This is a genomic window from Bacteroides neonati (genome assembly GCF_000499785.1).
Taxonomy (GTDB): domain Bacteria; phylum Bacteroidota; class Bacteroidia; order Bacteroidales; family Bacteroidaceae; genus Bacteroides; species Bacteroides neonati.
Map to the genome: position 1 here is coordinate 103985 of NZ_HG726023.1, position 13962 is coordinate 117946.

The following is a 13962-nucleotide window of genomic DNA, read 5'->3' on the forward strand; positions in this document are numbered from 1 at the left end:
TATCTTTTAAATATTATTTCTTTCTTGTTCTTTTTTGATATTACGCGGATCGGTCGGATCGTACAGCATCGCTGTGCAGATACAGAACTTCCGTTCCTTTTCTTTTAGGATGTGGTGGTTGGTACATCCTTCGCAACCGCGCCAAAAGGCTTCATCGTCGGTCAGTTCATTGAACGTTACCGGCACATATCCCAGCTCGGTATTCATTTTCATGACGGCTGCACCACTTGTCAGGCTAAATATTTTGGCTTTGGGCCAACGCAAACGTGCCAGCATAAAAGAGGCTTGCTTGATACGTTTGGCTATACCCAAGCCTCGAAACCGGTCGTCTACAATCAAACCCGAAGTCGCCACATACTGCTTGTTGCCCCAGGATTCAATGTAACTGAATCCAACAAATTCATCATCGCATAGTGCAATAATTGCTTTGCCTTCTTTCATTTTTGTAGCAACATACTCGTGTGTACGTTCGGCAATGCCTGTGCCGCGTACTTTGGCGGCATTCCTGATTGTCTCTAAAATAGTGTCAACGTAAATCTCGTGTGATGCGTCGGCTACCATAACATCTATTTGTTGAGTATCCATCTCTTTTTTAAGCAATATAATATATGTTTGTTAAATATTAGGGATAATGGTCGATAAGAAACGGCGCACGGCAGTGGTTGCCACTCCCTCGCGAAGCACCAACATGATGGTATCGTCACCCGCAATCGTGCCTAATATTTCGTTCGACTCATGGTTGTCGATATCGTATGCCATGCTGCTGGCATATCCCGGTCGTGTACGTATCACGGCCAGATTCCCCGAAAATTGAAGTGATACGAAGCCGCTGTGTTTCAACATTTCGCCAGCTGTTTGTTCGCCGATTCGTTTGTACATAATATCGTTGGGCAATACATACACATACTTACCATTCATACTGGCTGCTTTGGCCACTTTCATTTGCTTCAAATCGCGCGAGAGGGTGGCTTGCGTCAGTTCAAAACCTTCGCTGGCGAGTGCTTGCAACAGTTCGTCTTGTGATCCTATCTCTTTGCTGGAGATAATCATTTTGATGGCATCTAACCGGTTTGCTTTCTTCTTCATCTTGTATAATTATTCTAAGAACGCAGCAAAAGTATGCATAATTCTTGGTATATCTTGCATAAAACAATGTTTTTTTGTTCTTTTTATGCATGAAACAAGGATAAGATGCATAAACAAGCAAAATGAATAAGATTAGTGTCAAAAACAGTAGGCAGAGGTGATTCCCGAAACGCTATCTTTGCCTCCCTATCAACTAAAAGGAATCATGAATAACTACTTTTTCGCTGTTAATCTGGAAACCACCAGTGACCGCATTATCTTAGGCTCTTTCTGCGACCAAGGATTGGAACTGGAGGAGGTCAACCGTTTTCCTACTCAACTGATTGAAGCGAACGGATATCTGTATTGGGATATTTATGCACTTTATAGCTATATCATCGATGGATTAAAGCGGGTTGCTCCCGAAATACAGAGATTAACCGGGCTAGGGGCAGTGCCTGTAATAGCCGTAGTCGGACACGATACCGCATCGGCTGTTGCAGCGGTTCCTGCGTTGAGTAATAACTTTGCATACCTTAGTAGTGGTACTTGGTCGTTGATGGGGTCGAAACCGATGCCCCGGTTATCACGGCCAAAACCGACGTGCTTAACTTTGCCAATGAAGGTGGAATGGGGGGCACGATCCGTTTATTGAAAAATATTTGTGGGATGTGGTTGCTTGAGCGCTCTCTCCTCGCTCGCTCGACACGTTGCATGTCATTGGCGGAGGTAGTCGCAATGATCTGTTGAATCAGTTTACAGCCAATGCGGTGGGATTGCCTTTGGTACCTATGCCGGAAGCCTTCGGTCGAAGAACATGACCGAAGAGGAGAGGCGTGCTGCGGTAAAGGATTTTGCGTTGACGAAAGGATGGCTAGTAGCTCTGCTGGCAGGCTTTATGAGTGCTTGCTTTGCGCTTGGGTTCGATGCCGGAACGCCGATCAAAGAGTCAGCCCCTGCCGGTGGGGGCGATGCTGTTTATGCCGGACTTCCTGTTATTTTTCTGATAACTGTGGAGGCTTTTTTACGAATGCCGCTTACTGTATTCAGCAGAATATGAAAAATAAAACGGGTCATGAATACTTTTCTGTGAAAAGCAACGTTTTAATTAATAATCTACTATTCTGCGCGTTGGCTGGTGTGCTGTGGTATTCTCAGTTTTCGGCTTAGAGATGGGAAAGAGCTTTCTGATAGATAGCCCTGTATTATTAACCTTCTCATGGAGCATTTTGATGGCGCTCAATGTTACGTCTTCCAATGTCTGGGGCATGCTGCTCAAGGAGTGGAAAGGAGTGAGCGGTTCTACCATCGGTGTATTACCGTTAGGGTTGATTATCTTAATCTCATCAATAGTGGTAGTAACAATAGCACAAGGATAAATATATTCATATATAAAACCGATAATTTTACAAATAATTAATAGCAATGAAATCAATATTAAACAATCGTCCGGCTCTTGTCAAAGAGATTAATGAAGTGGCAGAAGTAGCCGGATATCTTTGGCAAAAAGGTTGGGCCGAGCGTAATGGCGGTAATATCGTAGTCAACATTACCGACTTGGTAGATGATGAAATCAAGCAAATGGCTCCAATAAGCGACGTAACTCCTATTGGAACAACTCTTCCCTACCTGAAAGGCTGTTACTTCTACTGCAAAGGCACGAATATGCGCATGCGCGACTTGGCTCGCTGGCCCATGGAGAACGGTTCGGTTATTCGTATTTTGGACGACTGTGCCAACTATGTTATTATTGCCGATGCTCCAGTGAAACCAACGTCCGAACTGCCTTCACACCTGTGTATGCACAATTATTTATTGTCCAAAGGCTCATCCTACAAGGCTTCTTTGCATACACACCCCATCGACTTGATTGCGATGACACATCACAAACCTTTCTTGCAGAAAGACGTGTTGACTAACTTGTTGTGGAGTATGATTCCGGAAACGAAAGCATTCTGTCCGCGCGGTCTCGGTATTATCCCTTATGCACTGCCCAGTTCGATGGAGTTGGCCGAAGCCACCATACAAGAACTCGAAGAGTATGATGTGGTGATGTGGGAGAAGCATGGTGTTTGTGCCGTTGGCGAAGATATCATGGCTGCCTTCGACCAGGTTGATGTGCTCAGTAAGTCGGCTCAGATTTATATTAATGCCCGTAGTATGGGCTTCATGCCCGACGGTATGAGCCAGGAGCAGATGAAAGAGATGACGGTTGCCTTTAACTTACCTAAGTAGTCTATTGTTATGAATCGAATTATTTTAAACGAAACCTCTTACTTCGGAGCAGGCTGCCGTAGCGTCATTGCTCAGGAGGCTGCCCGCCGGGGCTTTAAAAAGGCTTTCTTTGTGACGGACAAAGACCTGATCAAATTCGGTGTAGCCGCCCAAGTGATTCATGTTTTTGAAGCGAACCAGATTCCTTACGAGCTATACAGCGATGTTAAAGCCAATCCCACCATTGCCAATGTGCAGAACGGTGTCAAGGCATACAAAGCTTCGGGTGCCGACTTTATAGTAGCACTCGGTGGCGGATCGTCTATCGATACAGCCAAGGGGATTGGTATTGTAGTCAATAACCCCGAGTTTGCCGATGTAAAATCGCTCGAAGGTGTAGCCGACACCAAGCACAAAGCTGTTCCTACGTTTGCATTGCCAACCACTGCCGGAACAGCAGCCGAGGTAACCATCAATTATGTTATTATTGATGAAGAAGCACGCAAGAAGATGGTGTGCGTCGATCCCAATGATATTCCTGCGGTGGCCATCGTTGATCCCGAGTTGATGTATTCAATGCCCAAAGGCTTGACTGCCGCTACCGGAATGGATGCTTTGACGCATGCCATTGAAAGCTTTATCACTCCGGGTGCTTGGGCTATGAGCGATATGTTCGAGCTGAAAGCAATCGAAATGATTGCCCAAAACCTAAAGGCTGCTGTTGATAATGGACAAGATACGGTTGCCCGCGAAGCCATGTCGCAAGCGCAATACATTGCCGGTATGGGATTTTCTAATGTAGGTCTGGGTATTGTCCATTCAATGGCTCATCCGTTGGGTGCATTTTATGACACCCCTCATGGGGTGGCCAATGCACTATTATTGCCCTATGTGATGGAATATAATGCCGAGTCTGCCGCAGCTTCCAAATATATTCAGATTGCCAAAGCCATGGGAGTTGATACAACAGGTATGACCCAGGCCGAAGGCGTATCCGCTGCTATCGAATCCGTGAAAACGCTTTCGCTGAGCATTCATATTCCTCAGCGTCTGAGCGAAATTAATGTAAAGGAAGCAGACATCCCGTCATTGGCCGTTGCCGCCTTCAATGATGTATGTACCGGAGGTAATCCTCGCCCTACTTCTGTCGAAGATATCGAAGCCATCTATCGCAAGGCATTTTAATCCTCTATAAGTTAATATTTTCAGACTCAGTTTTTGTTGCTGTATCCCGATTCGTTTTACTGTAATCGAGACCAACAATAAAAACTGAGTCTTTCTTTTGTGGCATTCTCCAGAGTTATTCCTGTTTTTGTTGCGTCTAAAACGTTGACAAAGCATACTTATGGCGAATAATCAATCTGATTTGGGTATAGAATTCAAGTATCTAATAGTAAATGAAATGGATCGTAGGTTTGGTTTGTGGGTCAATACTGTTGGGTTGCAAGCCATTTTTCCAAACTCTCCTTATCCGTTCAAAGACCATCCATCCGGATATTTTTTCAATGCCGATAAAGGCCGTGTGCTACGCGAATACCAGTTGGTTTACATAACCAAAGGGTGTGGTCTGTTTTCTTCCGATTCAACTCTCAGCTACTCCTGGTTTCGTAACGTTTTTAAAGATTATACCGGTTATGCTCCTGCCAAGTACTTTCAGGAATTGAAACTACTCAAATCCAAACAGTTGCTGGTTAGTACGTCTCAGTCTGTCAAAGAAATCTCTTTTCTTCTTGGCTGCCAATCGACCGAGCATTTTTCTCGTTCTTCAAGAAATATACCGGCTTAATTCCCTTAGAGTACCGTTCGTTCGGACGTGAGGAATAAGCTTATAAGTCTGAGCCGGAAGTCATAAAGCGTGGATACAAGCATGTAAATGAAACGTTTGGGAACAAAAAAGACCTAACTCTTTGAAAGTTAGATCTTAACTGTCGGAATGAGGCGACTCGAACGCCCGACCCCTACGTCCCGAACGTAGTGCGCTACCAACTGCGCTACATTCCGTTTATATTTCCAATCCTCCATTATTGGAGATTGGTTTACCTTTAAATATCAGATGAGCTGTAAAGTGAATACTATCTTGTCCGAATCATTGGTAAATTGTCCCTTGGTTTAAGACTTTGCAAAGGTAGACATATTTTTTAAACTCACAACGAAAAAGTCCTTTGGACTTTTCTCTTTTAACACTTATTTAAAGAGTAATTATTGACACCTTCTTTCTCGAAGTTTTTATTTCTCCTATCCCGGCTCTTTTACGGAGAATCCCTTTGTTTATAGGCATTGCAAGAATCTCTTCTTCCAGTTTTGTCGATCTGTCCAATTATTCATTGTTGCACTTTATATTTATTAATCATACTCAACCCCTCTGTTTGCATTGGAATACTATTTTTCAATTATATACATGAAAACGAAGTTGCTGTAGCCTACTTTTTTAAGCCTGCGAATAAAGTCAAAAAACTTGGCGGGCTTTTTCAAAAAGCCCGCGGGAAATTTAAAAAAGCTGGTGGCTTTTTACAAAAAGTTCTGCAGCTTTTTTTAAAAGAACAAGGGGTATATGGTAACGTGCTATTTCTCTTGTACATTTCACTGTGTACTACGCGCTTTGTTTGAACGATGAAGGTAGAGTACTCTTCTTATTGCGGGCAAGTAATTTTGAATGGAGGCTTAGAACCTTGTAGTTCATAGCTGTATTAAAACAAAAAAGAGTTACTTTATTCAAGTAACTCTTTTTTGCAAAGTGGTGCCACCAGCAAGAGAACTATTCTCTTCTCTATATTGATTATCACCGTTTTATCGTTTCTTCCATTCGGAAATCCACATGGTTTAGCACACGATTATTTCTCATCGTTTTACTCGCTATAAGAACGATCCTATTTTCAAATATCTCATTGTTTGTATATCGCCTGGGATTCTCCTAAGAGAGTTACCACGCTGATATTTAAAATTTTATATTTTTTCGCTTCAAGCATATCCCATGAATTATCCCACTAATTTTCTATGTGCTTTTGCGGTAGTTTGCTCATGGAGAATACTGAGACAAAGATAATAACTTTATTTTATACAGCAAAATACGTATTGTATAGAGATTCACCCATTTTACGATATTGGCTGGATTTGAAGGATTTAAATTTAAAATCTTTAATTCCTTTAAGCTGTTTTCTATATGTATCAACGGTTGTAACCTTGTTATTTTCTATTAGCAATCTTAAAAGGTTTAAAACTCCATTTATAAATGTCACTGTTAGTATTCCTTGGGAAATCTGAGAATTATATGTTTGCCATTGATCGTGCGATAAGTTATCTTTCACAGCAATGAATAAATCTCTGATTTTTTCGATACTAAAATCAATATATTCATCCAGTAGTTGATACTCTTCGTTATTTCTTATTTTCAATTTCTGTTTGTCTTTATTTGACCATATAAAATATATACTATCTTTAGCCTTAATATCTTCAATTTTAATAAGCGGCTTTAAGGCATAGCTAACAATTGATGCTGTTTTTATTTTACCTTTCTCATACCAATATTGTTCAATAAGGTTACTTAGTGGTCCACTTTTGTTCAATCCTGCTAGAATTTTCTTTGCAATCGCAACTGACGAAAATGGACTTAGCATTAATTCTATTTCCTGTTTCAATTGAGAGCTAGCATTTGTTTGATTGGAGTTTATTTCCAAAAAAAGGTTAGCCTCAAAGTTTAATCTTTTTTGGATTGATTCACTACTCGGAAACAAAATACCTGTCACTAGCAAGTTCTGAATTTTTCTTTGTTCAGATATTAAAGTTTCATATTGATCTTCTCCCTCATGATATGCATATGTTCTATGTTGTCCATCAATAATACCTATGATGTTACATTCGTCACTGATTTCAATTGCAGCGGGAGTTACCTCTATTGAATTTTCTCCAAAGAACTGCCCGTTTTCATTTAATCTTAATTCATTATTATCTTTGTCAAATAACTTGATTTTATCAATGGCAATTGATGATATAATATTGTTGATAAAAACTCTGTTTTTATCTGCTAAATACTTTCTCATGCTATTAATCTTTTTAGGAACAAGCATTCGTTGATAGTGTCCTACGTTTTCTACGTCTCGCCACCCGCTTTGTCGGAAAACATAAGCACGCTTGAGAAGAGACTCTGCATCAATATAGAATGATACAATTTTATATCCTTCCTTGAATGAACTCTTTTCTTCTGGTAATATATGACCTAAAAAAGTATCGCTAGAATGACTGCATGAGGTTTTAATATTTTCTCCAAATTGTTTAATTGGTATTTTAAGAAAGTCTAAGAATTCATATTTGCTTGTTTTTTTGATAACTTTAGTCAAACTACTAAAATATTTAACTATGTGATAGTCAAAGAAGTGCACGTCTTCGACCAACTTTTTATGATCTTCCGAAATCGTTTGTTTTGAACAGTATAATATCTTGACTATAAGCTGATTTTTTGAATATTTTTTTTCAATATAATCTTGATAGTAATTACGAAAACTGACAAGCTTTTCCTCTTTAAGAAGAAAATCAATAAATGATCTTTTATCTTGATTTATCTTATTGTAAAAGTAGTTTTTCTTTAGTAAATGATCCCCTGGTGAGCCAATTGTATATTCGACTATTAGAATAATATTTTCGCATACAAAAATATCATCCATCTCTGATTTACGATTATCATATTCAAAGTGTTTGCCATCAATGTAAGCCAGTCTTGAAAAACCTATATTTTTTAATATATTAGATATTTCATTTCTTTGTGCTTTTTGCTCTTTAATTATTGCCAGTTCTTGTGGTGATAATTTTTTGGCACTTTTTTTCTTTGTGTTGTTTTTCTTTCTCATAGTAAATCAAAGATAATCTTTTTCATTAATATCAACACATATTTTGCTTAATACACGAACCTTAGTGGATGACAAAGCTATATCTTTTACAAAAGAATGTGTGTTGGTTTGAGTATACCCATAGCAACCATTAGTATCTAATTCTGCTATGTCTTGAAATATAAAACTTGGCTCAATGCCGAATTTTGATAATGGTGGTATTATTATATTTTTATTGATAATATTCAAAAATGTATCTTTGTCGTAATCTCCAACAAATTTATAAGTAACCTTTATTAGCTTATTGCTTAATTCGCTCTTTTGATCAATTTCAACAATTATTTTAAACTGTTTGAAAGATGTTGCATTTTGAATACTCGTTAATAAGACACGGGCAAATTTTAAAGCTCTCAATTCTAAAATAGTTTTCTCAAATTGATCCTGTGAGGGGCTATTGTTGAATTTTTCATACTCTAATCTACCTGTTTCAAATGTTCTTGTGATATAAGACTCAAACATCTCGATATACTTTTTATTAAGCTCGAAACCAATATAGTTTCTTTTCATATATGCAGATTGAGAAAGAACTGTTCCACTTCCTGCAAACGGATCCAGTACTATGTCATTTTCATCAGTACTAATTTGGATCATTGTTGCAACCATATCTTTGGGTAGTGGACAGAAATGTCTAATATATTTATCTCCCCATGAGCCTTGAATAGGGATAGGGAATTCCCAAATTTCATCAAGGGCTTTTCCTTTGGGGTTATACCTTTCTGGGTATTTAACCCACCATTGTTTTAAATTACTAGTATCGTAAACCCTTACTTTATCTTTATTTGATTTGTATTTTGTAGCTTTAGTGAAAAAAAGAATATACTCAAATTTTCTTTGCATGAAACCATTGTTAGACCATGGTACTGTTTTATCCTTTTTCCATATAATTATATCTTGTAGTAGCCATCCGACTTCCTTTATCTTATTAGACAAATCAAAGGGTAAGGTTACTACTTGACTATTTCTTTTAAATGTATCAATTATAATCCATAAGGATCCATCTTCTTCTGTTATTTTGTATATACTACCGAAAATAGATTTAAGATCTTCTAGATAATTTTCATAGGTCTGTCCATAACCTATTTGATTGTCTGAGTCGTAATCTTTCATGTCATAATATGGAGGCGAAGTTATAGTTGTTCTAACTTTTATCTCAGGAGAGATAAACTTTAGTATACTTCTAGCATCTTGGTTATGAACTATATTTGTATGATTTTTAGATTCCATTTATATATTAGCTTACCTAAGTTTTCTTAAAACATTTGCAAAAATACATTTTTTGTTTTACAATAACGAATCAAGAGGTAAATAATATGCTGATTATCACAGACCAGCTTCACAGTCGATTTTCTTTTAGGCTTGTTGCTAAAAAAGATGATAGTAATAAAATCTATTCAGCTTTACAGCTTATGTTTCCTATTTTTTTTCTTTCTTATAGAATTTGAAGTATGTTTTTCTGGAGGTTGTGAACTCATTGTATCGCAATCAATTATTGAAAATAAGTTTGATACATTGCTAGATGTATTGCTTCTTTGTTTGATGATATTGTTACTACCTGTATTGAAAACCTTTTTATGTGCTTCCTTGTTTTCAATATCAAGAGAATACAAATATTCTTGATTACTATCCTGATTGATTTCTAGTTTTCTTTCATTGGATTGAAGTTCTTGACCTTGTAAATTGAGCCTTTCAAATATAGTGCCGTTCTTCATAGTGTTGAAATAATCAAATGATTCTACTAGTTGGCGGTCATAATCAAACAGTTTATCAAAGCCCTGTTCCGCTTGTTGGAATAGGTTCACACGGTCAAAACCTCCTGTTACTGTTCCTTTCTTGGTATTCTTATGATTGGTAAGCGGTGATAGCTTCTTTTTATTCGCTTGGTCTTTTCGGCTCACAATCAAATGGCAGTGCATATTCAGTTCATTATCTGAACGGCTACGATCGAAATGAATCTTGGCATAGAACTTTATATCCGAAGCAGATAGTTCTTTGTTAAAGTTCTTAGCATATTCAGGGATGAACACCTCTCGAATATACCGCTTCATCGCTTCGGCTTTCTCCTGTTCTGTATTGCCCATGGCTCGAAGTTCATTTTCCGATGGGCTGACATGGATAGCAAAAAACTTAGCATCCGTTTTTAGTAATTGCCCGATATTACAGTCTATATCCTTAATAACTTTTGATTTGTAGATATTATCATCCGTCAGGTTGAAAAAGCCATTAGTATAAACTCCTTTCTCCATCCGCTTCAAATCCTCATGTTCTAAATAATTAGCTAGCTGTCGGCTACTGCCAGCATTATTATATGTTCCGTTGGATGATGGGGCAAAGTCTATGTGCATGGGATTATATATTTATCAAGTTGCTGATTTCGGTTTTCAGATTCTCTTTCCTTTTGCTATCCATCACTCCACAAGCAGAAAGTTCCGAATAGAGTTGTATCAGGTGAAGCAACTTTTTATAATCCCGTTGATGTATCTGGTAAAGTGCATTAATCTGTTTGGATTGGTTGTTTATCACATCGGCATGATTACAAAACTGTTCACTTAACTTTTTGAGTACGGCTGTTTGTCTCTCTTGGCTGGCTCCCAGTTGAGAGAGAATAAGAGTTTCTAAAGTTTTACCGATAGCATCGAAGCGTAAAGCGATAGAATTTGTAGCCCGTATCATCGGATTCAGTTGTTCTTCCTCATAGTGACGGATAAAGCGGATAATATCATCCTGTCTCTTATTTATTTTCGCCAGTTCCGATTTTACCGATTCAGGGGCTTCGGATGGGTTGATATGTGCCCTGTCTATATATCCGAACGCCAGTTTTACAACTTCACTCTTTTTCAGTGAATAGCGTTTGCATATCTTCTCTACCAAAGCTGCCGTTTCCTTGTCAATGGAAATGGTAGTGAATATCGTTTTTCGATTGCTGTTTGGCATAGTAATTACTTTTTTATAGAAATATGAATAGATAAATGCCTGATAATAAGTATTAAAAAGGAAATGCTTATTACAGGTGTCATTACAGCGTGTTCTTGTAACACGCTAAAGCCGAAGGCTTTGCCCCGCAGGGCAAGAGGGAAGAACAGGACTTGTCCAGTTCCCTCTTGCTCGATTTAGCGAAACAAGCTGATCCGATAGGTGAAGCAGTTTCTGCTTAATCGTGGTGGCAGCACAGAAAAGTAATCTATACACATACTTCTTTCTCTTGCTGCTTTTTACTGTCAGGATTGATTCGTAAACTGATTATCCTTTTCAAACCTTTTGTAAGTTTGATAGTCAGCCTTCTCTTGAACAAATGCCCGAATGTCAGATGATCGATAGTAAGTTTTATGACCTATCATGAAATAGGGGAGCTTGCCATTTGTCCGATAGCGTTGTAGCGTTCGGTAGGATACTTTTAGTAGAAACGCTAAATCCTGATTGTCGAGTAATTTTTCGTTTTTGTCTAATACATTATTGGTATTGACTAGGGATCTCAAGTCTTGCCCGATTTCGGAGAGCTTTTTCGATAGCTTCTCCATCCATTTATCGAAGTTTTCATTGTCTATATACATTTTGCTTCATTTTAAGTTGAACATTATTGTTTTCAATCGATTGATGAAGCAAAGTTCAGCAGAATAGAGAAATAAACATAGAGGAGTCTGGTATTGACCCCTCTATGTGTTAAGTGTAAATGACTATTTATAAGATAATTGTAGAATCATCTTTTTTCATCTTTGCTTTTCTGAATATCAGACTTACGTTTTTTGTACTCTTTAATAAGAGCAGTCTTTAATGCATCCAGTGTTTTAGTTAGATTATAAGGCTTACGTTTAAAAAGCTCTCCCTGCCTATCATAGATACTATTAAAACTAAATCCGAAAGTCTGTTCAAACACTTCGGAAAAAGCAATAGTTGTAGGAGCTTTACCTGTCTTGTCGGTTATTCCTCCTAATAACATAAGTGCTGAAAGAAGTTCGGTCATGCCCATAATACCAAGATTCTGAAACCTAGGTATAATTGATAAAGAAGATTGGTGAGGTTGGGAAAGTGGCAATGAGAATAACTCTGGAGAATGTATTTTCAATTTTATTAATTCCAATTCTGTATCAATTGCGGTTAATGCTTTATGTATAAAGAGCATTTTGAGCGTGTTTTTTTTCCCGCTTGTATTGATATGATTCTTTTATGAATATACATTCAATGCGAATAAAATTAAGTACCCGAAAAGAAGAAGAGAAATCTTTGGAATTACCAGTTGCTACAATATACTTAATAAAATCTTCATAAGCATCTTGTATTTCCGCGTTAATTGCTGTAAGAGAAGTTTTGGATAATAATATAAAAAACTTCATTTTTAATAAATCATTCATAGGCATAAATTTAGATGGTAAATAATTAATTCATATAATCTTGAATTTTTTATCTATTTATTTACACCTTTTCCCACAGATGCATTGCATAGAAAAGCATCCATATTGTGACATGGATACATCCCTTTTTTCATCTTTCTAAAATTGCGTTGCTATATTATCTATGAAGTCTTACGCCGTAAGTTTAACTTGTTGTAGACAAATTCAATTTGATTAAGTGCCTGATCAATATTCTCTTTTGTATGCATGGCTGTAAGGCTTAATCGTATTCTAGATTGTTTTCTGGGCACAGCTGGATAGGAAATCGGATTAACGTACACACCATTCTCTAGTAATATTTTAGCAGCTTCATTTACTTTATATTCATCTCGAATCATAAGAGGAAATATCGCTGATTGAGAAATACCGTAGTCTATATGTAAAGTATTCAGGCTCTCTCTGAAATATTGGATGTTTTTAAGTAGCCTTTCTCGAATATCAGGTTCTTCATCAATAATCTCGATTGCTTTGATAGTGGATGCGGCAACTTGTGGTGTCGCTGCTGCCGAGAAAATATTATGTCTTGAATAATAGCGAAGTAGGGTTATAACCTCCTTTCGGGCAATTGTATAGCCTCCTACATTCCCAAAGGCTTTACTGAATGTACCGGTTATTATATCAACCTTATTTAGCAGTCCAAAATCTTCGATTACTCCTCGACCTGTTTTTCCTAAGACACCGATGCCATGTGCATCGTCTATCATCAAATAAGCCCCGTATTCTTTGCAAACTTCGTAAATCTTGTCAATGTATGCAATGTCACCGTCTTGTGAATAGACACCGTCAATGACAACCAAGCGATTTTTAAAATCCATTGATGCACGTAATGCACGCAGCAAAGATTCAATATTGTTATGTAGAAATATTTTCCGATTTGTGCAATGGCACCCATCCATAACACTCGCATGGGTAAACATATCCAATATGGCAACATCATCCTCCCCTAATAATGCACAGATTGTGCTGCAATTAGCCGCATAGCCCGAAGTATAGCTGATGGCATACTCATTATTTAGGAAATGGGCTATCTTTTTTTCAAGGGCTTCGTGTAAATAATGATGTCCTCCAATAAGAGGGGAAGCACCAGCACCACATCCAAATTGTCTGATTGCATCAATACCCGCTTCAATCACTTTGTTGTGATGTGATAATCCCAAATAGTCATTTGAAACAAAACTAATGACATTTTCCTTTTTTTGCGAATATGGATTTTGGATTTCCATTTCTGCTCTAGATCCGGAACATGTTATGATACGATAGGGTAAATGGCATATGTTATGGCGATAGACAATGTAGTTATCTATCGTTTTGGCTCGTTCTAAAAGAGGCTCTCCTTTATACTCAAAGTCCTTAAGTGTTTTTCCATCAAATTCAGTCATAGTGTTTTTATATATGGCAAAATTATCAGTTTATCCAAC

General features: G+C 37.8%; 12 protein-coding genes, 1 tRNA gene and 3 pseudogenes. 5 read left to right on the forward strand and 11 right to left on the reverse strand.

The window, feature by feature from the left end:
• Positions 1-6: 6 nt before the first annotated feature.
• Entirely contained in the window at positions 7-585 is a 579-nt protein-coding gene (locus TY03_RS13110) for a GNAT family N-acetyltransferase (protein ID WP_042370751.1), read from the reverse strand.
• Between the two features lie 30 nt (positions 586-615).
• Entirely contained in the window at positions 616-1086 is a 471-nt protein-coding gene (locus tag TY03_RS13115; RefSeq protein WP_042370753.1) for an arginine repressor, read from the reverse strand.
• 403 nt (positions 1087-1489) lie between these two features.
• Here TY03_RS13115 and TY03_RS13120 point away from each other — a divergent pair.
• From TY03_RS13120 to TY03_RS13140, 5 genes and pseudogenes are all read left to right on the forward strand, one after another.
• Positions 1490-1862: pseudogene (locus TY03_RS13120) on the forward strand (FGGY-family carbohydrate kinase); the annotation flags it as partial.
• Positions 1838-2444, forward strand: a pseudogene (locus tag TY03_RS13125) (L-rhamnose/proton symporter RhaT); the annotation flags it as partial. The pseudogenes TY03_RS13120 and TY03_RS13125, both read left to right, overlap by 25 nt.
• Positions 2445-2490: 46 nt before the next feature.
• Positions 2491-3300, forward strand: a complete 810-nt coding sequence (rhaD, locus tag TY03_RS13130) for a rhamnulose-1-phosphate aldolase (protein WP_042370756.1) — start codon at positions 2491-2493, stop codon at positions 3298-3300.
• Positions 3301-3309: 9 nt separating this feature from the next.
• A complete protein-coding gene (gene fucO / locus TY03_RS13135) occupies positions 3310-4464 on the forward strand; it encodes a lactaldehyde reductase (RefSeq protein ID WP_042370758.1) in 1155 nt (384 codons plus the stop codon).
• Between the two features lie 160 nt (positions 4465-4624).
• Positions 4625-5103, forward strand: a pseudogene (locus TY03_RS13140) (helix-turn-helix domain-containing protein).
• 104 nt (positions 5104-5207) lie between these two features.
• On the opposite strand, the gene TY03_RS13145 reads toward TY03_RS13140, so the two are convergent.
• From TY03_RS13145 to TY03_RS13190, 9 genes are all read right to left on the reverse strand, one after another.
• Positions 5208-5280 (reverse strand) — tRNA-Pro (locus tag TY03_RS13145).
• 1052 nt (positions 5281-6332) lie between these two features.
• The gene (locus TY03_RS13155) at positions 6333-8120 is read right to left on the reverse strand and encodes a DGQHR domain-containing protein (protein ID WP_042370763.1); all 1788 of its coding nucleotides are present in this window, start codon (positions 8118-8120) and stop codon (positions 6333-6335) included.
• A 6-nt stretch (positions 8121-8126) separates the two neighbouring features.
• Positions 8127-9383, reverse strand: a complete 1257-nt coding sequence (locus TY03_RS13160; protein ID WP_042370765.1) for a site-specific DNA-methyltransferase — start codon at positions 9381-9383, stop codon at positions 8127-8129.
• Positions 9384-9556: 173 nt separating this feature from the next.
• The gene (locus TY03_RS13165) at positions 9557-10501 is read right to left on the reverse strand and encodes a DUF5712 family protein (protein WP_042370768.1); all 945 of its coding nucleotides are present in this window, start codon (positions 10499-10501) and stop codon (positions 9557-9559) included.
• Between the two features lie 4 nt (positions 10502-10505).
• Positions 10506-11090: a BfmA/BtgA family mobilization protein gene (locus TY03_RS13170; RefSeq protein WP_042370769.1), complete on the reverse strand. Its 585-nt coding sequence runs from the start codon at positions 11088-11090 to the stop codon at positions 10506-10508.
• A 284-nt stretch (positions 11091-11374) separates the two neighbouring features.
• Entirely contained in the window at positions 11375-11707 is a 333-nt protein-coding gene (locus tag TY03_RS13175) for a helix-turn-helix domain-containing protein (RefSeq protein ID WP_042370771.1), read from the reverse strand.
• 146 nt (positions 11708-11853) lie between these two features.
• The gene (locus tag TY03_RS22900) at positions 11854-12276 is read right to left on the reverse strand and encodes a hypothetical protein (protein ID WP_042370773.1); all 423 of its coding nucleotides are present in this window, start codon (positions 12274-12276) and stop codon (positions 11854-11856) included.
• Positions 12260-12505, reverse strand: a complete 246-nt coding sequence (locus TY03_RS13185; RefSeq protein ID WP_042370774.1) for a hypothetical protein — start codon at positions 12503-12505, stop codon at positions 12260-12262. The genes TY03_RS22900 and TY03_RS13185 overlap by 17 nt, the downstream gene beginning before the upstream one ends.
• A gap of 161 nt (positions 12506-12666) precedes the next feature.
• Entirely contained in the window at positions 12667-13923 is a 1257-nt protein-coding gene (locus tag TY03_RS13190; RefSeq protein ID WP_042370777.1) for an aminotransferase class I/II-fold pyridoxal phosphate-dependent enzyme, read from the reverse strand.
• Positions 13924-13962 lie beyond the last annotated feature (39 nt).